Raw genomic sequence first — 22,312 nt, 5'->3', positions numbered from 1 at the left:
CCCGTTTCTCGCGAAAACTCAAGTGACAAACACATCCGTCGCCCGCTAGTCCTGTGAGATATCAGAACATCCTTTCGCAAATTATAAGGGAGAAACGGGTATGTTACAGTTATCCGATACCCAAACTAAAAACGCCCTGCCCTTCCGGCCACTGGTCGAGGCTTTGAGAACAATGTTCAAAGAAGGCTGCGAAATGCCGGTTCGGCACCATCACACCATGGGCGTGCCGGATAAAGCAGATGCCACCTTACTGCTCATGCCTGCCTGGCAATCAGGTGCCTATTTCGGCGTAAAACTCGCAAGCGTTTTTCCAAGTAATGCAGATGCCGGTCTTCCTGCAGTCTCCGCCACTTATCTGCTCTCCGACGGCAAGACTGGTGCACCGTTAGCGTTGGTTGATGGCGGCGAGCTTACAGCGCGTCGCACAGCGGCAGCCTCTGCCCTTGCTGCTGATTACCTTGCTCGCAAAAATGCAACATCCCTGACAATGGTCGGCACGGGCCGTCTCTCGGCAAACCTCATTGAGGCGCATTGCACAACAAGGCAGATTGAAACTGTAACCCTCTGGGGCCGGAACTTCGAAAAAGCCAGGGATAATGCGCAAGAACTAAGCGCAAAACTTGGCGTCAAGGTTGTAGCTGAGCAATCCCTTCACAGAGCTGTTGAGCAGGCTGATATCGTTTCCGTTGCAACACTGTCTAATGATCCCCTCATACAAGGTGAATGGTTGTCCGATGGCTGTCATCTTGATCTTGTGGGCGGGTTCACTCCAAACATGCGCGAGGCTGATGATGCGGCGATCTCCCGCTCACGAATTTTTGTCGACACCCGCGCAGGTGCGATGAAAGAAGCCGGGGACCTGACCATCCCGCTTGCGAATGGCACGTTGAAGCCTGAGGATGTTCAAGCTGATCTTTATGATCTCACCAGAGGCAGCAACAATGGCAGAACAAGTGAAACCGAGATTACGTTCTTCAAATCAGTTGGAGCTGCATTAGAGGACTTGGCAGGAGCAATCCTTGCCTATGAGAACTCAAAAGAGTTGCTAAACGCATAGATAAGTCTTCGCTCAGCACGGTTATCCATTCCTGTGCTGAGCCCAAAACCGTTGCCGCATCTCTGCTGTCCTGAAGTGTGTAAAGTGCAGATCCCGCTGCATAGACACCAATGGCTGATAATGAAGCAGGTCGATCTCCTTGGTCGCAACTGGCCTTAAACTATCCAGCACATAACACGCACCTTGAAACTGAACCGTGGTCACTGCATGTATGACTTGTCTTATGCTATCCTTCACCACAACAACTCGCAGATCCGTTTCTTCATAGCCCAGCGCTAACAAACTGAAATACTTAGCAATCGCGTAATCCTCACAATCACCGCGCAAGCCCAGAAACTGCAATGGCGCGCGCCAGACGTCCGCCCGCCCAGCGGCAACCGCTTGAGGATCGTATCCGGCACTTTCATTGATGTAAGAGTTGAGCAGCGAAAGCTGCCGCAGTGATTTATTGTTCCCGACACCCCGGACAATGCGTGACCAATAATCAACGGAGCCTGCACACCGCAGATTTCCGGCAAAGCACTCTTTCAAGGAGGCCAGTTGTTGGTCGCATTCAGGCAGTACGGCCTGCCATTTCCTGAAAGCTTGGCTGTTGCCACCACTAATTTCAACCGAACCAAACAACCCAAAGCTTTCCCTCTTCTTTATAGCGTTTGGCCCCGTAAACCTCATTAGGGAAAACAGACGGCGGCGGCGCACTTTGCTCTGATAGCTAAACCGCAGATTATGAGCTTGCGCAGTGGACATGCTGGCCACAATGCCAGTCAGAAAAGCGGCTTTGACCACCATCCCTACAAAGCTTCGTCGTAACAAACCACGTTTTCTACGGTGCTTGCCCCGGTATTCCGGAAGAGCCATAACGCATTACCGTTCTCTTAGCGCCTCCTCACGTGCACGATTAACTGGCTTAAGAATGTAAGAAAGCACACTCTTTTCTCCAGTGAGTATATCGACGGAGGCGACCATCCCCGGAAGGATGGGAAGACTCTTGTTGCGACTTTCTAACTCAGTTTGTTTCGTTTTGATAATTACGGAGTAAAACTGCTCACGAGTATTTTCGTCGTAAACAGTGTCTGCAGAAATTCCCTCAACTTGCCCATCCAGTCCTCCATAAATGGAAAAATCATAAGCGCTGAGTTTAACAAGCGCCTGCTGTCCTTGGTGAATAAAGGCGATATCCTGAGGTTTCACCTTTGCCTCAACAAGCAAAACATCTTCAACGGGCACGATGGTCATAAGCTGCTGAGAAGGTGAAGCCACGCCGCCAATTGTGCTCACATCAATCGTGTTGACGATGCCATCCATGGGGGCGCGAATATCTGCGCGATCGACTTTATCACCAGCCCCTTTGGAAGCTTCTGCAATAATATCCAACTGAGCCTGCACCTCACTCAGCTCTGCGCGGGCTGCCTGCCGGAACTTGGTGTAAACACCTTCAATTTCCTGTTCAGCCTCCTCAACAGCCGCCTGCAAACGTCCTGCTGTGACCTGAAGCGTATTGACCTGCCCTTCCAGATCACCAATCTCACGCTGAAGTTTGAGCATATCTGTACGCGGAATGATCTGCTTTTCAGCAAGCGGCGCTTTCAACTCTTTTTCTTCATTTGCAAGACGCAATAAATCAAGAACCTTCCGTCGCTGGTTCTCAGAGGCTTCAAGTTCCGCCATACGCTGTGCAACGCGCGAACGGTTGATTGCAACTTGGCCCTTCAATCCTTCCAGATTGGCTTGAAAAAGAGACAACTCCGAAGCAACAATCTGCTGAGCATTCTCGTGATAGTGGTCACTATAAGCTAACTCCTCCCCACGTTCAGGCCAGACGGACTGAAAATCCAACCGTTCACGAGCTATCTCCAATGCTAGCTGCTTTGCCACCAGTTCACCCAGGTTGGAAGAAAAGCCCGTATCATCTAAGCGGATCAGGACATCTCCCTTACTGACGAGGTCACCCATTTTCACGAGCACTTCTTTAACAATCCCACCTTCAAGGCTTTGAATAACCTGTATCTTCGCAGATGGAATGATACGTCCGTCTCCACGGGTAACTTCTTCCAGCTGTGCCCAACCGGCCCAAAGGACGAACGAAATCAAAAGCAATCCAATCATCAGGACCAATAAGCGCGTGCGTGCAAAAACGGCATTTTCCAAACCAATTGACACCTGCGCAGCACCACGCGGAAGCCGTGTGGTTTCAGATCCAAGCCTCATCCAATTTGTGACCCGTTCCATCAGATGCAATAGGCGCAAAGATAATCCCCCTAGAAACTCCCCAACAAGTTCCAGAGGCACGCGACCAGCCGGAATCAAGTTATCCTTACCAAAGGTAACTCTCCTTGGTTTTTCTGAATACTACGGGGATCTATTGCGGAGAATTGCAGGTTGGAACTGACAAAAACGGCCAAGCCGAAAACAAGAAAAGAAAAGACGCCACCTCCCGTAAACGAGGAAGACACTACAACGACTAAAATGTCTTCCACGCATGAAGAGAGTGACCCAGTCATCGAAGCCTCAGTTTCGACTGTTACGTCAGATAAAAATCAAGATGCAAAACGGGAACCTGAAAACACAAAACCTGCAGAGGACGCGACATCAAACGCTCAACTGTCAGATTTAATCGAGATTGATCCACTGCGGGGATGTCTCGAAATTCTGCTGGTTCAACACAACATGCCAGCAAATTCAGAAAACCTCATCGCAGGTCTTCCCCTGGAGAAGGGCAAACTCACTGCTGACTTACTACAAAAAGCTCTCAAACGCGCTGGCTTTTCGACCAAGGCTCTCCATCATAAAGTCACAGATCTCTCCTCACTTTTGTTTCCTGCAATTTTACTCCTCAAGTCCGGTGGTGCATTGGTTGTTCTGGAAAAGTACGATGAGAAATCCTATGCTGTCGCCCTCCCGCATGCAGATGGCGGCGCCGTTCTGGCTAAGGTGGATGAGCTTCAAGCGCTCTGCAGCGGAGAAATCATTGTTGCAAAGCCCTTTTACAAACCAGAGGGTTCACAGGAGCAAACAGCGAAGGAAGACAATTCCCATTGGTTTTTCAGTGGCATTAGAGCCGTTGCACGAGACTACGCCTTCGTTGCACTTGCTGCTGCCTTCATCAACTTGCTAGCGCTGGCCTCACCGCTTTTCACCATGAACGTATATGACCGTGTCTTACCCAACTCGGCCTTCCCTACACTCTGGGTTCTCACTCTTGGCGTAGCGGGCGCGTTACTATTTGACCTACTATTGAAGTCACTGCGTGCGTCCTTAATCTATTTTGCAGGTAAACGAGCTGATCTGATAATTTCCTCCAGACTGTTTGATCAGGCAATGCACTTGAAAATGGCGCATCGCCCTGCGAGCACTGCAGGCTTCCTCAACGAAATGCGTGAGTTTGAAACCATTCGCGAGTTCATGACCTCAGCAACAATCGCTGCCATCACGGACCTTGCCTTCCTCGGTATGTTCCTTGGCCTGATCTGGTATATCGGCGGCCCCATGGTTTATCCGCTTCTTGCAGCAATCATGAGCGTGGTCACAATTGGACTGCTGATGCAGTTCCCTCTCAAAAGAGCCGTGGAAGCAACAGTTGCTGATGCTACGCTGCGAAATGCACTGCTGGTAGAAAGTCTCTACGGCTTGGAGACAATCAAACTCCAACGCGCAGAAGGACAGCTTCTTGGCAAATGGGAGAGTGCCACAGCCGCAGCAGCCTCAGCGCAAAACAAAGTCAGATCGCTTTCTACCTGGGCTTTAAACCTAACGGGCTTTTTGCAGCAACTCACCACAGTCGCACTTCTGGTCACAGGCGCATATCTGTTCTCAGAAAAGCTTATCTCCATGGGCGGCATTGTCGCCTGTGTGATCCTTGGGGGACGAGCTGTTGCCCCACTAGCAACACTTTCCAGCTTTCTCGCACGGTTCCAACAGGTCAAAGCCGCTTACAAAAGACTGGACGCCATCAATCAGTTACCACGAGAAACACCGTGGGCCTCCAGGCACCTGAGCAAAACCATTGATCACGCTCAGGTTTCTCTAAAGAATATGAGCTTCACCTATCCGCAGGCTGCAGAGCCAACATTGAAAAACCTGAACCTATCCATTTCCGCAGGAGAGCGCATCGCCATACTCGGCCCTGTCGGCTCTGGCAAATCCACTCTGGGCCGAATATTGAGCGGTCTTTATTCTCCAGAGTCAGGAAGTTACGCCATCGACAATTTGGATCATCAGCAATTTGCACCCACGGAACTGCGAAGATCCATATGTTACATCGGGCAGGATGCTAGCCTTTTCTCTGGATCCATCAGAGACAACATCAAATTAGGTCGCCCTGAAGCCTCAGATGCAGAGCTGGTCAAAGCAAGTGAGCTTTCCGGAGCATTGGAGTTTATCGATGCTCATCCGCACGGATTTGCCAGATTGATTGAGGAAGGCGGCCGTGATCTATCATCCGGGCAAAGACAAAAGCTCATCCTGGCCAGAGCATTCATGGGCTCCCCAAAACTACTATATCTGGATGAACCAACAGGTATGATGGACGGCCAGACCGAACAGCAGTTCATCAATGCCCTCTCATCCTCGGTCACCCCGCAGCAAACCTTAATCATTGCGACACACCGCACCGCGCCACTTTCTCTGGTTGATAGGCTGATCATTCTGGATAAGGGCCGTATTCTCGCTGATGGCCCAAAGGAAAAAGTCATCCATATCCTTTCAAAAGGAACTGGATGACCTGAGGACTTAGTACTCTCTCATGTATTCGCGAAAACAAAGACAGCGATTGACGGCTTCATCATCCCAAACCGCATCTTTCATGTAGCCAATGGCAACTCCACACCAGTCTCTTGTTTCCAACGCCCAATCAAATCGCAACTGCACGATTGAGCTGTGCTGCGCAGAGACAACAACGGTATTTGCCTCCTCAAAGTAATCACGCACCCGAACAGAAATTTCGCTGTGCAACTCCTCAGGGTGCCGCAGATTGAAATTATAGCATACACCACCGCGATAATAATCGGAGGTGGCAACGGCAAGGTCCGCGCTGACAGCATCTCCTGCCCATACCGAAAGAGACATGGCAGCCCCCCAGATGAGGAGTGCAGGACCGCTCATGCCCGTTGCAAATTTAAGTCTGCCCAAAATCCCCTCCCTCATTGTTTCGGTTTAGGCATGGCAACAGGTGTCCCACGCGCCCACTGAGCTGAAACGCCTGGCAACACTTTGCCCGGCAGCCAGCCCTCTGTTTCCTCATCATCCCGTACTTTGCGATAGCCCGCTTCGGCTTGGGCAGGAGGTTGAACATCAAACGATTCCAGCAAACCGCCCATTGCTGCCAGCAATCGGTAGTTGGCAAAGGTTTGCGCATAGCGGGCAGAAATCTCGGAGACTTCAGTAAAAAAGACTGTGTTTTGTGTATCCAAAACATCCAGCAGAGTTCGTTGTCCAACGGTGAACTGGCCTTCATATGAAATGAGAAGCTGTTGTGATGCTGAAAGCTGTTTTTTGATGATTGCAAGCTGCTTGGTAAGCTCAACACGCCGGATCCAGGAAGCACGCGTTTCCCGCTCAACTTCACGGAAAGCCCGCGCCGTTCTCATCCGTGCCTCACCTGCCCGCTCAACCTGCTCAGCACGCCTGTTCTTCGTGATATTGCCATTAAAGAGGTTCCAGCGCATAACAACCAGCGCTGTTGCTTGATTATTGACGCCGGGAAATCCGTTCAGGTTTTCACCAACACGCGAGGAAAGCTCCAGATCCAATCTTGGATAATAGTCTGCCTCTGCAATCTTAATCTGCGCATTCGCAGCATCTACATCGGCTTTACGCAACGCAATCAGTGGATTGTTCCGCCGTGCTACATTCAAAACATCAGGAAGCGTGCCAGGAATGCGTCGTGAAACACTGGGGACGCCCCCCAAGCGTCCTACTGGCTTGCCCACCACCTCAATAAACGTGGCTTCAGCAAGTTCAAGCTCTTCAACAACCTCCTGTAATGCAAGCCGTGCAGCAAACACCCGTTCACTTGCCTGTTGAACGTCTGCAACGGAGACAACCCCGCGAGACAAACCTGCCCGCATATCCGAGGCCACTTTGGAGTGATAAGCAATATTGCGTTGAGCAGACTGTTTCACTTCAAAAAGACGGGAAACTTCCACATAGGCACGCACCGCACTCAGACCGATGAACTCAGACCGCTCCCAAACTCTGAAAGACGTGGCATCCAGACGAGCTCTCTGACGTTCAATCTCATAGGTCGTCGCAAATCCATCAAAAAGCTTTTGCCGACCTGTCGCTCTCACTTCATAAGGGCCATAGAAGAACTGATCCCGCTGACGGGTAAAACTGCGATCAGCCCATTCGGCACCCCCGCGAAACTCAAGATCAAGACGCGGCAACCATTCGCCTTTAGCTTGTTTCAGCTCAAAGCCAATCGCATTGCGGTCAAAAACCGCTTCTCCAATTTCAGGATTGCTATAGACAGTAAGGTTAACTGCATCTCTGAGAGACATCGCGTGGCCTGCTCCGCTCAACAAGCCAACGGCAGCAACGCCAAGAATAAGTGGCGCAAACAACTTCATACACACGCCCTCTACGCAATACTTGAGACAACCGGGCAACTGAAGCTTTAATTTACTTTATTTTAATATAATGTCATTCCTCACGCAATTAAGTGTAATAAATATCAATAACTCAAAAAGTAATAGCAACATCAACTCAACAGACGCGGCCTCTAATATTGTCAGTTATGCGTATTGTATAATGTATATATAAATTTGAACTCCATTTGATTTAGAATTCGGCAGCACAATTTCAGCGAGACGTTGTCTTCTCATTCAGAAAAGGCGCGCTAACGTCCTAGTCCAGTTTGCAAAGGGAGCCTTGCATGCCGAATACCAGAACCGGTGAACCTCAAGTGCTTCCAACCAATCAAACATCACCTGAACCGGAGAGTAGGCCTCAACAAAAGGCCAGCTCAGCAGCGCCAAACATCAGCCAGCTTATCATCGAACTTCCTGATAACATTGAAACAACGTCAGAAACGCCGTTAGATGGTCAACCACGTGGCATGAACCTGCTTCTGAATGAGATAGAATGGGATCCTGTCAGAGAAATTCTGCTGCTGCCATCAGGCCTGGAGCTTGCAGACATCCAGACCGCCAATGGCACCACCGAAATCACCTTGTCAGATGGCACACGTCTGATCATTGAAGGTCACAGCAACAATCCACCTTCTATAGAGATTGAAAATCAACTCCTCACCGCGCAGGAAATTCAAACAGCATTTGCAGCTGCGCGAAACGCAGAACCAAGTGCAGGTCCAGAGACGTCATCAGGTACATTAAGCGCCTCTGAGCCCTCAAGCGGTAAAAATGAGCCTCAGTCTCCATTACCTGCCAACGATGAGCTCATTGGCAGCGGAAATGATTTCGAACCAATCTCAATCATCGTCCAGCCGGCTTTCCCAATCACACCGCTCCTGTTGCCCTCAGAGCGCGATAAAGAGGTTTTAGAACGTGATTTAGGAGATGGCGCATTCGAACCTGACCAGCAAACCACATCCACGCCAGACCTATCCAATCCACGAGTTACACCTGCCTTTTTTGCAGGCAACACTGATGATGTATACGAATCCGGCCTCGCGTCAGGCACTGAAGCAGGACAGACCATCACTCAAACTGCCGGACCGATGAATATCCAGAGTGGCTCTTCCCCACTCCAGACACTCGAGGTTTGCGATCCCTCACAAAATATCTGGATAGATGTCACCAGCGGCGGTCAGATCACCACGCCCCACGGCACCTACACAATCACAATTAATCTAGATGGAACCTACAGCTGGGCCTACACGCTCAACGCATCAGGAGATCATAGCAACAGCACACCGCAGGATTTCCTGAAAGTCCGCGTGACCAATGAAGAAGGCAATCAGGCAACTGGTGACATCACCATCAACATCATCGATGACGCACCTTTGATCGACATCACAGACACACCAGCCTCAGTCGCAGAGGGCAACACTTTAAAGGGCACGTGGTCACTCAACCCGGGCGCTGATGGCGTCACACAGATCACTGTCTCAGTCCCTGGAGAAGTCGACCAAACTATTTCTCTTTCCGGCAACACATCTGCCATATTCACGCTGCCTAAAGGTACGCTCACCGTCAATCCGGATGGTACTTACTCCTTTGAAGCTGCGACCAATCTGGACAACGATGATCCACAAGAGCAAACCTTCACCATCACCGCAACAGATGCTGATGGAGACACCACGTCAGACACACAGACCATCACGATCACCGACGGAGCCTCACCGACACCGCCAGACAACTTGCCCGGTGAAGCGGTAGATCTGATCCTCACGGTCAATGAAGCAGCCCTTGATACAACACAGGATCAAAATGATCTGGCTGTTGGCAGCACCACAGGCTCTGATCCAACCAGCACAACTGAGACAGACATCTCCAGTACCCTCACCTTCACAGCAGGCTCTGATGAGCTCACCACATTCGCTTTTGGTGATCCTTCAGGCATTACAATCACCAATGGAGATGCGGCTCTCGATATCAGTTGGGCAGTCTCAAATGGTCAACTTATCGGCTCAATCAACGGCACGCCTGCAATCATTCTGGCACTGGATGCTTCAGCCATCCCAGCAGGTCAACAAGGCTCGGTTCAGGTCACAGCCACACTGACGGATGCCTTTCCCCATGATGCAAGCGGAAATCCCATCAAGATCAACGGCATCACCATAAACGCTTCAGATCATGACGGAGACACAGTCAACGCTGACATTCAGGTCAACATCATTGACGACGCACCACAACTGGACATCACAGACACACCAGCCTCAGTCGCAGAAGGCAACACACTCAACGGCACGTGGTCGCTTAGCCCTGGTGCCGATGGCGTCACACACATCACTGTCTCAGTGTCTGGAGAAGCCGACCAGACCATCTCTCTTTCGGGCAGCACAACTGCCACCTTCACGCTGCCCAAAGGTACGCTCACCGTCAATCCGGATGGTACCTACTCCTTTGAGGCTGCTACCAATCTGGACAACGATGATCCACAAGAGCAAACCTTCACCATCACCGCAACAGATGCTGATGGAGACACCACGTCAGACACACAGACCATCACGATCACCGACGGAGCCTCACCGACACCGCCAGACAACTTGCCCGGTGAAGCGGTAGATCTGATCCTCACGGTCAATGAAGCAGCCCTTGATACAACACAGGATCAAAATGATCTGGCTGTTGGCAGCACCACAGGCTCTGATCCAACCAGCACAACTGAGACAGACATCTCCAGTACCCTCACCTTCACAGCAGGCTCTGATGAGCTCACCACATTCGCTTTTGGTGATCCTTCAGGCATTACAATCACCAATGGAGATGCGGCTCTCGATATCAGTTGGGCAGTCTCAAATGGTCAACTTATCGGCTCAATCAACGGCACGCCTGCAATCATTCTGGCACTGGATGCTTCAGCCATCCCAGCAGGTCAACAAGGCTCGGTTCAGGTCACAGCCACACTGACGGATGCCTTTCCCCATGATGCAAGCGGAAATCCCATCAAGATCAACGGCATCACCATAAACGCTTCAGATCATGACGGAGACACAGTCAACGCTGACATTCAGGTCAACATCATTGACGACGCACCACAACTGGACATCACAGACACACCAGCCTCAGTCGCAGAAGACAACACACTCAACGGCACGTGGTCGCTTAGCCCCGGAGCTGATGGCGTCACACAGATCACTGTCTCAGTACCCGGAGAAGCCGACCAGTCCATCTCCCTTTCCACCAACACATCTGCCACGTTCACGCTGCCTAAAGGGACGCTCACCGTCAATCCGGATGGTACCTACTCCTTTGAAGCTGCGACCAATCTCGACAACGATGATCCGCAGCAGCAAACCTTCACCATCACCGCAACAGATGCTGATGGCGACACCACCTCAGACACACAGACCATCACCATCACCGATGGCACAAATCCCTTTGGTGGCGACATTATCGCTTTAAGTCTTGATGAGAGCGCTTTGGGAGATCAGATCAGCAACAATGAGCCGACGGGTGATGTGATTGGCTCAAACCCAGCAAGCACGGCAGAAACACAAAGCGATACCCTGAGTTTCACAGCTGGCTCTGACAATATTGTCAGCTTCACGATTGGAGACACATCCAATATTGAGGTCCGTGATGACAGTGGCGCAGTCGTCAATTCCATCAACTGGGCCCTTTCAGCTGATAAACAGACACTCACAGGCTCAATTAATGGCCAAAACATTATTCAGTTGGCCCTGACAGGCTCATCCATTGCAGCTGGATCCACGGGTTCAGTTCAAGTAACTGCCACACTGCTTGCAGATTTTCCGCATGTGACCAACGGAACCAGCGATTTCACAATATTAGGTGTCTCTATTGTCGCAACGGATACAGATGGCAGCACTGCTCTAGGCATCACCAACATCTCAATCAAAGATGACAATCCAGACATCGACATCTCAGACACACAGAACGTCGTAACTGAGGGAGAGACAATCAGCGATACATTCTCCCTCAGCTCTGGCGCGGATGGGTACGCGCAAGTGACCGTCTACACAGACGTAAACGATCAACACATCGTCAATCTGGCTCCAAACACACAAACCACGCTCTATACGCAGCAAGGTGAACTCACCATCCATTCAGATGGCACATGGGAGTTTACCGCCAACACAGGGCTGGACTTTCCCCAAAACCAAACATTGCAGTTTTTCATTTCAGTTGAAGATGGTGATGGCGATACAGATACGGATAGCCATCTCATTTCCATCAAGCAGGCAGCACCACCTATCCTCGGCACATCTGGGAATGATGTGCTTACGGGAACTCAAACCAGCGAGCTCATCAAAGGGCTCGATGGTGACGATCATATATTCGGCATGGAAGGGCGAGACAAGATTGCAGGAATGGCTGGCAGGGACACACTTGAAGGTGGAGCAGACAGCGATACATTTGTGCTCGATCTCTCCAATCTCACAATTGCAGATCTCATCACGGACTATGATTCATCTGGAGATGACGCTGATCGGTTGGATGTGACAGAATTGATTGGATCAGAACAAGTCACGCAGCAAAATGTGGGAGACTACTTCCAGCTATCAGGAGGCGTTCTAAGTTTTGATCAGGATGGAGCTGGAACAAACCACAACATGGTGCAGGTCATGGAGTTTTCATCTCCACCAGCTCAACTGGAGCTGATCGTGGATGAAAATCAGGCACCACTCGTTGTCACTGCATAACTCATCAGGCTCAACGCAAAGAAAAACCCCGAAAGCGATAGCCCCGGGGTTTAAAAGGATCAGCTGCAGATCACGGCAACACCGGCCATTCGTTCTGGCTCAATCACCCAGAAATCACCGTATTTGCGTCCGCCAAGCGCTTCAGCATATTCCCCAAAGCTCTCAAGATTTGCAGCAGAAAAGCCAAAGGCAGCCAGTTTAAGGCCTGCCCGGTTAGCTGGAGCTTTAACCCCATAAAGGCTCTCATAGGCGCTTGGGGAAAGAACTTTGACCACCCCGCGAGACGTTTCAATCTCAACACCAAGACTGGAAAGCCGTGCAGTACGCTCACCAATAAACGCCTTCAGGAATTCATGATGATCTGCAGGGTCATCTGCAACAAAAATAACTTCACTCAGATCGCGTACAGTGTTCGGATGGGATTGATACTCTGACTTCCAGAAGTTTTCCGGAAATTTGTTATGGCAGGTAAAAAAGCCAAGTTCCGCACTGAGTGGATCTGTCGTGAACGTCAAATCAAAGGCAACCTGACGCTCATCGCCTTCTGGAGAAACAGCAATCCGCTCAAAGGAAAATGGCGCATACTCAGGAAGACCGGCAGCAGTGTATGCTTTACGGTCGTCCGCCGCGCTCGTGCTGTCCATGACGAACATGGAAGCACCTTCTCCCTTCAGCAGGAAGTCGCGATTGAACGCGCCAAAGGAGAAAACACCTTCACTTGGTTCTGACAGCTCAGCACCTTCGCCAATCGCCAAAACCTCAAGAAAACTGCCGTTCAGCTGAACGAGGCGATTTTCCGTGCCCCAAGGATGACGCGCAATTGGCGTCACCTTAAATCCGAGCTGTTCCCAAAGCCCTGCTGCATCCTGCAAAGAGTTTACAGCAAGTACAATGTGGTCGATTCCCTTGGTCAAAGTGTTTCCCCCAAAACAGCAGATTAAACCAGACGGCTATTATCGCGCGCAGCACCTACAAAGGAGGAGAACAGCGGATGCGGTTCAAACGGGCGTGATTTAAGTTCTGGATGGTACTGAACACCGATGAACCAAGGATGGTTATCAATTTCTACCGTTTCAGGCAGAACACCATCAGGAGAGGTGCCAGCAAAGATCAGACCAGCTTCTTCAAGCTTATCACGGTACCCGATGTTCACTTCATATCGGTGACGGTGACGCTCGGAGATCTCAGTGGAATCGTAGATCGCAGCAATCTTACTGTCAGCTTTCAAAACTGCATCATACGCACCAAGACGCATGGTACCGCCCAGATCACCTTCTGCCTGACGCTGTTCTTTTTCGTTACCGCGTGTCCACTCAGTCATCAAGCCAACAACTGGCTCTTTGGCTGGGCCAAACTCGGTGGAGCTCGCATCAGCAATACCCGCAAGGTTACGCGCAGCTTCAACAACAGCCATCTGCATACCAAAACAGATACCGAAGTAAGGAATGTTGTTCACACGCGCATAATGTGCAGCAGCAATCTTGCCTTCAGAGCCGCGCTCACCAAAACCACCAGGAACGAGAATACCATTCACATTGGCAAGGAACTCGCTTGGGTCTTCTTTTTCAAATGTTTCAGATTCAATCCACTCAAGATTGACCTTCACACCATTCGAAATTCCGCCATGCACAAGCGCTTCAATCAAGGACTTATATGCGTCTTTGAGAACGGTGTACTTGCCAACAATCGCAATGGTGACTTCACCCTCTGGATTGAACAGAGAGTTTACAATGCTTTCCCAACGGGAAAGATCTGGAGCCGGAGCACCCGTGATGCCAAATGCATCCAGAACCTGCTCATCAAGACCTTCCTTGTGGTAGGCCAGCGGCACTTCATAAATGCTCTTCGCATCATATGCCGGAATAACAGCTTCTTCGCGTACATTACAGAACTGGGAAAGCTTACGGCGCTCATTCTCAGGGATCTGACGATCACAGCGCACCATAAGAATGTCTGGCTGAATACCGATAGAACGCAGCTCTTTAACAGAGTGCTGTGTCGGCTTGGTTTTCATTTCACCAGCACTTGCAATGTAAGGCAGCAGTGTCAGGTGGATGTAAACAGCCTGTCCGCGTGGCAAATCATTGCCCAGCTGACGAATAGCTTCAAAGAACGGCAGACCTTCAATGTCACCAACGGTGCCACCAATCTCACACAGCACGAAGTCATACCCTTCGTTGCCATCCAGCACGAAGTTCTTGATCGCGTCAGTCACGTGAGGAATCACCTGCACGGTACCGCCAAGGTAATCACCGCGACGTTCCTTCGCAATAATATCCTGATAGATGCGACCAGTGGTAATGTTGTCCTGCTTATTTGCCGGACGCCCCGTGAAACGCTCGTAGTGGCCAAGATCCAGATCGGTCTCTGCGCCATCATCGGTCACATAACACTCACCATGCTGGTAAGGGCTCATGGTACCCGGATCAACGTTCAAATAAGGATCGAGTTTACGGAGCCGAACCTTATATCCGCGCGCCTGTAAAGCCGCACCAAGAGCTGCGGAGGCAAGTCCCTTCCCAAGAGAAGAAACAACACCACCGGTGATGAATATGTACCGTGCCATGGATCGCTACCACGTTTGAAAGGGTGGAATTTATCAAATAGGGAAGCACGCCGTGGTGGGTGCCTGATAATCCAATACCCTGGATAATTGAGTTATGTCTGAACGCACGAATGACGGACACTGCACAAGTGTGCGGTGCCGTCAGACGTATATTTCAACTGTTTCTGCTTTACAGCAGATTACTGAGCAGGTGGAACCTGCGGGCCGGTTGGCTGACTTTGCTGCTGAAGCTGGTCAAGAAGACCATTGCCAGCGCCCCCTTCTGTACCCTGCGTTGCTGAACCGGCAGGAACCTGATCAAGCAGAGAGCCTGGACGCTCGTCATAACGAGCCAACAGAGAAAGAGCGAGTGAAGTAGCAAAGAAGCAGACAGCAAGAATCGCAGTACCGCGAGTCAGCACATTAGCTGTGCCGCGGCTGCTCATCACACCACCGCCGCCACCGCCGCCAATACCCAATGCGCCGCCTTCAGAGCGCTGTAGTAGAACCAGTGCTACCAGCGCCACGACGACCATCAGGTGGATAACAATCAGAACGGTTTCCATAGGTATCCGTAGGTTTAATGAATTCGTTAGTCGGCCTTCTAACCGAATTTGCTGCGCCTTTCTACCCTAAAGGCGCAGCAAATTGGTGGACTGCTAAGAATATTATAAAAAACCGGCTATTATTAGCCGCGATAAGCTTCGGCAATTCCAAGGAAATCCGTAGCTTTCAGGCTTGCGCCGCCAACCAGAGCACCGTCAACGTTTTCAACCGCAAGCAGCTCTTTTGCATTGGTAGGCTTAACAGAGCCACCATAAAGGATGCGCATTTTACCGCCAACATCACCACCAAACTGCTTGATGAGAGTCGCGCGAATAGAAGCATGAACCTCAGCAACGTCTGCTGGAGTTGGCGTCAATCCAGTGCCAATCGCCCAAACAGGCTCATAAGCAATTACAGTGTTTTCGGCAGTTGCGCCTGCTGGTACGGAACCCAGAACCTGTTTGGTAACCACGTCAAGTGTTGTGCCTGCGCGGCGCTCGCTCTCAACTTCACCAACACAAACAATAGCAACAAGGTCAGCGCGGTAAGCAGCTTCAGCCTTCTCACAAACATCCGCATCAGATTCGCCATGATCTTCGCGGCGCTCGGAGTGACCAACAATCACAAACTTGCCGCCAGCATCACGGATCATTTCCGCAGAAATATCGCCAGTATGCGCACCGCTCTCATTTGCGTGGCAGTTCTGTGCGCCAATTGCGATTTTGTCTTGGGAAGCCAGCTGCGCAACCAGCAATGCAGGTGGACAAATCAGAAGCTCTACATTTTCGGCAAGTGCTGAGTCGTATCCCGCGCCCATAGCTTCCAGCTCTGCAGCTGAAGCCTTGGTACCATTCATTTTCCAGTTACCAGCAACAAGTGGCCGATTAGTCATATGATCCGTTCCCCAAATATGAATTCCAAATTCCCAAATGGAATGTGTGCTCACTAGCAGAAAAAACACTTAAGTCCCATAGCGGATTACCGCTAGTACGATGAACTTCGTATCTCCTGTCGAATCTCACAGCCTTTATGGCGTGTAAACTTGCCCCAGGGCGAAAGGAACACTATTATCCGGCGGCCTTGCATGTGTGCGCGGGGAGACTGTCCCTCGCCTTCAACAAGAGAACGGATAAAATTATGCTCGACGCGCTGCGTAATAGCGTAGGTTCCTGGTTTGCAAAACTGCTGATCGGCCTTCTGGTCCTCAGCTTTGCAGTTTGGGGGATCGCTGACGTCTTTACTGGAATCGGCTCCACATCTGTTGCCTCAGTTGGCGACAAAGAAATTTCGGCTCAGGATTTCCAACGAGCTTATTCACGCGAGCTCGACCAGCTGTCACGCCGCGTCGGCCAGCCTGTCACTCAGGAACAGGCCGCTGCATTTGGCGTACCCGCTCAGGTTCTGGGCCGCCTCATCGCCGAAGCTGCGCTTGATTATGAAGCATCTCAGCTGCGCATCGGTGTATCTGATGAAGCTATCGTCAAAACCATTCAGGAAACACCTGCATTTCAGGGTGTAAACGGCTACGATCGTAACCGCCTGAGCCAGGTACTTTATAATCTGGGCATAAGCGAAGATGAATTCGTGATGCAGCAGCAGTTCGTCGCAGAGCGTCAACAGCTTGCAGAAGCAATCATTGGCGGCATTGTTGTCCCAAAGACAATGCTCGAAGCCTTCGACAAATACGCAATGGAAGAGCGCACTGTTGAGTACCTCGTCCTGCCGCAAAGCTCCCTGACAAACGTTCCTGCCCCAACCGACGAAGAGCTCGCTAAGTTCTTTGAAGAAAACAAAGGCAATTACAAAGCGCCTGAATACCGCAGTGCTACCTTGATCGAGCTGACAGCAGACAAGATCGCGAAACCGGAAAATGTGACAGAAGCGGAACTCGCTCAGGAATATGAGCGCACCAAGAACCGTTATCAGTCTCAGGAACAGCGCCGCATCTTCCAGATCTCCTTCCCAACCAAGCAAGAAGCAGAAGCTGCTGTTGTTGAGATGGAGTCCGGCAAAACCTTTGAAGACCTGATGAATGAACGTGATCTGACAGAAAAAGACGTCGATCTCGGTCTCATGAACAAATCCGGCTTCCTTGACCAGAAAATTGCAGATGCAGCCTTTGCCCTCAAAGAAGGTCAGGCAAGCAACGTCGTTGAAGGCCAATTCACCAACGCGGTTCTCTTTGCCAAAGAAGTCAAGGCAGCTGCGGTACAGCCACTGGAAGACGTTAAAGACGAACTACGCGGTATCGTTGCTCAGGCAAACGCAGCCGATGAAGTAGAAGACCTCTTCAACGAAGTCGAAGACGCACGCGCAGGCGGCAGCACCTTTGAAGAAATCGCTGAGCGTTTCGATCTGGCTTTGATCAACACACCTTCATTTGACGCTTCTGGCAAAAACGAAGCGGGTGAAACTGTTGATCTTCCACAAGCAAGCGCACTGACCACGGCAGTCTTTTCAACCGATGTTGGCGTTGAAAATGATCCGCTGGAGATCGGCCGCACGGGTCACCTTTGGTACGAAGTGAAAAATGTCACCCCTTCCCGCGACAGAGAACTCTCTGAAGTGAAAGAAGCCGTGACTGCTGACTGGACTGCTAACCGCACAGCGGAACTGCTGGAAGAAAAAGCTCAAGCTTTGATCGCAGAAGTCGAAGCAGGAAAGCCTCTTTCCGAAGTCGCAACTGCCGAAGGCCTGACAACAGCCACATCTGCACCGTTCACCCGCAACGGCGGCATTGCGGAGCTTTCCGGCTCTGCTGTGACAGCAGCATTTTCCGGACCAAAAGGCACCGCCTCTCAGGTTCCTGGCAACAACGAAGACCGCATTCTTCTTGTCCTCACCGACACGACGTCTCCAGCCTTCATGACAGAATCTGAAAACGTGCAGCGCATTGACACTCAGCTAACAGGCGCACTGGAAAGTTCCTTGCTCAACCAGTTCATCTCTCAGCTGGAGCAAACAGAAGGTGTCCGAGTAAATCAGGCAGTCTTCAACCAGCTGACCGGACTGGATCGCCAGTAGACAAATCCTTGTCGAAAACAAGCCCGCCACACTTATAAGTGTGGCGGGCTTTTGTTTATCTCCTAGACAGCCCTCCGAAAGCTATCTAATAGTTAGCCCTTGTGTATGCTAAGGAATTACCTGAGAGATTGAGGGGGTTTTCGCCGTGAGCAATTTGAAAAATCTCATTGGAATTGTCGCTGACGGAAACACGTTGGACCGATCTCAGGCCCGTGAGGCCTTCGAGATCATCATGTCAGGCGCTGCAACTCCCGCACAGATCGGCGGCTTCCTCATGGCCTTGCGCTTGCGCGGCGAAACCATCGACGAAATTTCCGCAGCTGTAGAAACCATGCGCGCCAAAATGATCCCGGTGAAAGCACCAGATCACGCCATCGACATTGTCGGCACAGGTGGCGACGCATCCGGCTCCTATAACATCTCAACATGTACAGCCATTGTTGTGGCAGGCTGTGGCGTGACCGTTGCAAAACATGGCAATCGGTCCCTGTCCTCCAAATCCGGCTCAGCAGAAGCACTTGCCGAGCTTGGCATCAATCTGGATCTGGATGCGAACGGCATCAGCCATTGCATTCATGAGGCCGGTATCGGCTTCATGTTTGCGCCAAACCACCATAAGGCCATGCGCCATGTCGGCCCGGCCCGCATTGAGCTGGGCACCAGAACAATCTTCAACCTGCTAGGCCCGCTCGCCAATCCGGCAGGAGCAAAGCGCCAGATGACAGGCGTATTCGCACAGCAATGGGTTGAACCACTCGCTAACACCCTTCAGGAAATGGGCACCGAAAAAGCCTGGATCGTCAACGGCTCCGATGGAATGGACGAAATCACCACCACCGGAACCACCTTTGTCGCCGAACTGAAGAACGGAAACATCAACACCTTCACAGTGTCTCCTGAAGATGCGGGCCTACCGCTTGCAAAAACAGAAGATCTGAAAGGCGGCGATCCAAAAGAAAATGCTCAGGCACTGCGCGAAGTGCTGCAAGGAGCAAAAAACGCTTACAGGGATATCGTCCTGCTCAATTCAGCGGCCTCCCTTATCGTCGCAGATAAGGTCTCCACCCTCGCTGAGGGTGTCCAGATGGCTGCGCATGCGATTGACCAAGGTGCAGCCCTTTCCCGACTGGACAAACTTGTTGAAGCCTCCGACGCTGCAACAGCTGCCAATATGAAACTCTAAGACCACGGATCCCATGTCAGATATCCTTAAGAAAATCGAAGCTTACAAACGTGAAGAAATTGCTGCTGCCAAAGCGCAAACTTCATTGGCTGATCTGAATGAGGCGATTAAAGCAGCAACACCAACACGCGGCTTTGCAGATGCCTTGAAAGCCAAGCATGCGAACGGTGAATACGCCCTGATCGCGGAGGTTAAAAAAGCAAGTCCATCCAAAGGATTGATCCGCGCTGACTTCAACCCGCCCGCACTCGCCAAAGCCTATGAAAACGGTGGCGCAGCATGTTTGTCCGTATTGACAGACACACCATCCTTTCAGGGCAAACCAGAATATCTCGTCGCAGCTCGCGCTGAAGTCTCTCTGCCTGTTCTGCGCAAGGACTTCCTTTATGACACCTATCAGGTTCATGAAGCACGCGCATGGGGCGCTGACTGTATTCTGATCATTATGGCCGCTGTTGACGACCAACTGGCCAAAGAGTTGGAAGACGCCGCATTTGAACTGGGCATGGATGCGCTTATCGAAGTGCATGACGAAGCTGAGTTGGAACGCGCACTGAAGCTCTCCTCTCCGCTTGTTGGCATCAACAACCGCAATCTAAAAACCTTCGAGACATCTCTGGAAACCAGCGAACGGCTCGCACCACTGATCCCGCAAGATCGGATCATCGTTGGCGAGAGCGGCCTGTTCACTCCGGAAGACCTTTCCCGAATGGAAAACTCCGGTATCTCCACCTTCCTCATCGGCGAAAGCCTGATGCGTCAGGAAGATGTGGAAACCGCAACCAAAGCTTTGCTTAAACGCTAAAAATCAACTGCTTGGCAAAAGCAGACACCTGAACAAACTGTGTCCAGAGGCAAGACAATGTCAGCACTTTCTCCAAAACTCACTCACTTAGATGACAGCGGTGCGGCTCATATGGTCGACATTTCAGAGAAAGAGGTTACCTCACGCATTGCCCGTGCAGGCGGTCAGGTAAAAATGCAGCCTGAAACTCTGGACATGATCCTTTCAGGCAACGCCAAGAAAGGCGACGTGCTCGCAACGGCACGCATTGCTGGCATCATGGCGGCCAAGAGAACTCACGAGCTGATCCCTCTGTGCCACCCTCTGGCGCTTTCCAAGGTTCAGGTGGACTTCACACCCAACCCTGAACTGCCGGGAATTGAGATCGAAGTCTTCGCAAAAGTATCCGGCCAGACTGGCATCGAAATGGAAGCACTTACAGCCGCCTCCGTTGCCTGCCTGACAATTTACGACATGGCAAAAGCCGTTGACCGTTCTATGGAGATCGGTGAAATCCGGTTGCTGGAGAAGAAAGGTGGGAAGTCCGGACACTATCTGGCTGAGGAGGATAACTCCCAATGAGCTTGATCAGTATTGAAGACGCGCTGGACCGCCTCCTGAGAGATGTGAAGCCGACCGGCACTGAGCACCTTCCATTACTTGAAAGCGGAGAACGCATTCTCGCAGAAGACGTTGCCGCAACACGAACGCAGCCTCCATTTTCCGCCTCAGCAATGGATGGATATGCTGTCAAAGCCGCTGATACGGTCGATCCAGAGACAGCTCTGAGGGTCATAGGCGAAGTCGCTGCCGGGCATAACTTTGATGGCACACTGCAAGCCGGAGAAGCCCTGCGTATTTTTACAGGAGCACCTGTCCCTGCTGGCGCTGACGCGATCTTGATGCAGGAAAACGCCCGCCGTGACGGGGATAACCTGTTTTGCGAAGAAGCTGTTTCTGTTGGTAAGTTCATCCGTCCGGCAGGCCTCGACTTCAAAGAAGGTCAAGTCCTCCTGAAGGCAGGCGCCCCACTCGGTTTCCGCGAACTGTCTCTTGCAGGCGCTATGAACCACGCAGCCTTGCCAGTGCGCAAAAAGCCAGTCGTTGCGATCCTCGCAAATGGTGATGAACTCGTCGAGCCAGGTCAGATACCAGGTCCGAATCAAATCATCGCGTCCAATCAGGTCGGCATTGCAGAATTCGTCAGAAACTGCGGCGGAACGCCAATGATGCTGGGCATTGCACCAGACCAGCCTGAGGAAATCGCGGCACGCGTGAAGCAGGCCATTGAAGCAAAAGCCGATGTACTGGTGACACTCGGCGGTGCCTCTGTTGGCGACCACGATCTCATTCAGGACGTACTGGGCGCTGAAGGCATGGAGCTAGGCTTCTGGCGCATCGCCATGCGCCCGGGCAAGCCCCTCATGGCCGGTGCCCTTGGCCCGATGAAAGTCCTCGGCCTTCCTGGCAATCCAGTCTCCAGTCTTGTATGTGCACTCCTCTTCCTCGGCCCGCTTCTGGATAAGACGCTAGGCCGCACGGTCTCTGTGACAAATCAAGGCGTTACCAAAGCCACATTGGCAGCTGATCTGCCTGCAAATGATATGCGTCAGGACTACCTGCGCGCCAGCCTGAGTACAGACGAACACGGAGATCTGATAGCAACGCCGTTTGGCAAACAGGACTCTTCCATGCTTGCCTTGCTGACAAAAGCAGATGCCCTGATCATTCGCTCACCACACGCACCAGCTGCAAAGGCAGGTGAAAAAGTGGACCTGCTCAAGCTACGCTAAATCCAGTCATCAGAAGTGGGCAACCCCTGCCCACTCACCCACCAGAAACCAAATCCCCCAGTTCTAGCAGGGCTTAACCTCAACAAACCCATT

Annotated in this window: 16 protein-coding genes; 8 read left to right on the top strand and 8 right to left on the bottom strand. The window is 51.4% G+C overall.

Annotation, left to right across the window (positions count from 1 at the left end; translation table 11 throughout):
• The first annotated feature begins 100 nt into the window (after positions 1 to 100).
• A complete protein-coding gene (locus PsAD5_RS13565; RefSeq protein WP_063292487.1) occupies positions 101 to 1,057 on the top strand; it encodes an ornithine cyclodeaminase family protein in 957 nt (318 codons plus the stop codon).
• A gap of 21 nt (positions 1,058 to 1,078) precedes the next feature.
• Here PsAD5_RS13565 and PsAD5_RS13560 read toward each other — a convergent pair whose 3' ends face one another.
• Both PsAD5_RS13560 and PsAD5_RS13555 read right to left on the bottom strand, forming a co-directional pair.
• Complete coding sequence (locus tag PsAD5_RS13560) at positions 1,079 to 1,804, bottom strand: transglutaminase-like cysteine peptidase (protein WP_208988599.1); 726 nt, start codon at positions 1,802 to 1,804, stop codon at positions 1,079 to 1,081.
• 117 nt (positions 1,805 to 1,921) lie between these two features.
• Positions 1,922 to 3,265: an HlyD family type I secretion periplasmic adaptor subunit gene (locus PsAD5_RS13555; protein WP_208981918.1), complete on the bottom strand. Its 1,344-nt coding sequence runs from the start codon at positions 3,263 to 3,265 to the stop codon at positions 1,922 to 1,924.
• 171 nt (positions 3,266 to 3,436) lie between these two features.
• Here PsAD5_RS13555 and PsAD5_RS13550 point away from each other — a divergent pair, with 171 nt between their 5' ends.
• Positions 3,437 to 5,776 carry a type I secretion system permease/ATPase gene (locus PsAD5_RS13550; RefSeq protein ID WP_063292485.1) on the top strand — a complete coding sequence of 780 codons (2,340 nt, stop codon included), beginning with the start codon at positions 3,437 to 3,439 and terminating at the stop codon, positions 5,774 to 5,776.
• A gap of 9 nt (positions 5,777 to 5,785) precedes the next feature.
• Here PsAD5_RS13550 and PsAD5_RS13545 read toward each other — a convergent pair whose 3' ends face one another.
• Both PsAD5_RS13545 and PsAD5_RS13540 read right to left on the bottom strand, forming a co-directional pair.
• A complete protein-coding gene (locus PsAD5_RS13545; protein ID WP_208988597.1) occupies positions 5,786 to 6,184 on the bottom strand; it encodes a hypothetical protein in 399 nt (132 codons plus the stop codon).
• 11 nt (positions 6,185 to 6,195) lie between these two features.
• Positions 6,196 to 7,623: a TolC family outer membrane protein gene (locus PsAD5_RS13540; RefSeq protein ID WP_063292484.1), complete on the bottom strand. Its 1,428-nt coding sequence runs from the start codon at positions 7,621 to 7,623 to the stop codon at positions 6,196 to 6,198.
• Between the two features lie 305 nt (positions 7,624 to 7,928).
• Between PsAD5_RS13540 and PsAD5_RS13535 the strand changes: the two genes are divergently transcribed.
• Complete coding sequence (locus PsAD5_RS13535) at positions 7,929 to 12,344, top strand: hypothetical protein (RefSeq protein WP_063292483.1); 4,416 nt, start codon at positions 7,929 to 7,931, stop codon at positions 12,342 to 12,344.
• Positions 12,345 to 12,403: 59 nt separating this feature from the next.
• On the opposite strand, the gene PsAD5_RS13530 is transcribed toward PsAD5_RS13535, so the two are convergent.
• The 4 genes from PsAD5_RS13530 to tpiA all read right to left on the bottom strand — a co-directional run bounded on the left by PsAD5_RS13530 (position 12,404) and on the right by tpiA (position 16,327).
• Positions 12,404 to 13,258, bottom strand: a complete 855-nt coding sequence (locus tag PsAD5_RS13530; RefSeq protein ID WP_208981920.1) for a VOC family protein — start codon at positions 13,256 to 13,258, stop codon at positions 12,404 to 12,406.
• Positions 13,259 to 13,281: 23 nt separating this feature from the next.
• On the bottom strand, positions 13,282 to 14,910 hold the full coding sequence (locus tag PsAD5_RS13525; RefSeq protein ID WP_057465503.1) for a CTP synthase: 1,629 nt from the start codon (positions 14,908 to 14,910) through the stop codon (positions 13,282 to 13,284).
• Positions 14,911 to 15,089: 179 nt separating this feature from the next.
• Entirely contained in the window at positions 15,090 to 15,455 is a 366-nt protein-coding gene (gene secG, locus PsAD5_RS13520; protein WP_063288990.1) for a preprotein translocase subunit SecG, read from the bottom strand.
• A gap of 122 nt (positions 15,456 to 15,577) precedes the next feature.
• Positions 15,578 to 16,327 (bottom strand): triose-phosphate isomerase, encoded by a 750-nt coding sequence (tpiA, locus tag PsAD5_RS13515; protein ID WP_063292482.1) that lies wholly within the window; start codon positions 16,325 to 16,327, stop codon positions 15,578 to 15,580.
• Positions 16,328 to 16,572: 245 nt separating this feature from the next.
• Between tpiA and PsAD5_RS13510 the strand changes: the two genes are divergently transcribed.
• The 5 genes from PsAD5_RS13510 (at position 16,573) to PsAD5_RS13490 (ending at position 22,219) form a co-directional block, all read left to right on the top strand.
• On the top strand, positions 16,573 to 18,459 hold the full coding sequence (locus PsAD5_RS13510) for a SurA N-terminal domain-containing protein (RefSeq protein ID WP_063292481.1): 1,887 nt from the start codon (positions 16,573 to 16,575) through the stop codon (positions 18,457 to 18,459).
• 145 nt (positions 18,460 to 18,604) lie between these two features.
• Positions 18,605 to 19,642, top strand: coding sequence for an anthranilate phosphoribosyltransferase (gene trpD, locus PsAD5_RS13505; protein WP_057465507.1), 1,038 nt, complete (start codon positions 18,605 to 18,607; stop codon positions 19,640 to 19,642).
• A 13-nt stretch (positions 19,643 to 19,655) separates the two neighbouring features.
• A complete protein-coding gene (gene trpC / locus PsAD5_RS13500; protein ID WP_063292480.1) occupies positions 19,656 to 20,447 on the top strand; it encodes an indole-3-glycerol phosphate synthase TrpC in 792 nt (263 codons plus the stop codon).
• Positions 20,448 to 20,504: 57 nt separating this feature from the next.
• Complete coding sequence (gene moaC / locus PsAD5_RS13495) at positions 20,505 to 21,008, top strand: cyclic pyranopterin monophosphate synthase MoaC (RefSeq protein WP_063292479.1); 504 nt, start codon at positions 20,505 to 20,507, stop codon at positions 21,006 to 21,008.
• Complete coding sequence (locus PsAD5_RS13490) at positions 21,005 to 22,219, top strand: molybdopterin molybdotransferase MoeA (RefSeq protein ID WP_063292478.1); 1,215 nt, start codon at positions 21,005 to 21,007, stop codon at positions 22,217 to 22,219. Before moaC ends, PsAD5_RS13490 begins: the two co-directional genes overlap by 4 nt.
• The last annotated feature ends 93 nt before the right edge of the window (positions 22,220 to 22,312 follow it).

The sequence above is a fragment of the Pseudovibrio sp. Ad5 genome (assembly GCF_001623095.1).
GTDB lineage: Bacteria > Pseudomonadota > Alphaproteobacteria > Rhizobiales > Stappiaceae > Pseudovibrio.
This window is presented reverse-complemented; position numbering and strand designations above follow the sequence as displayed.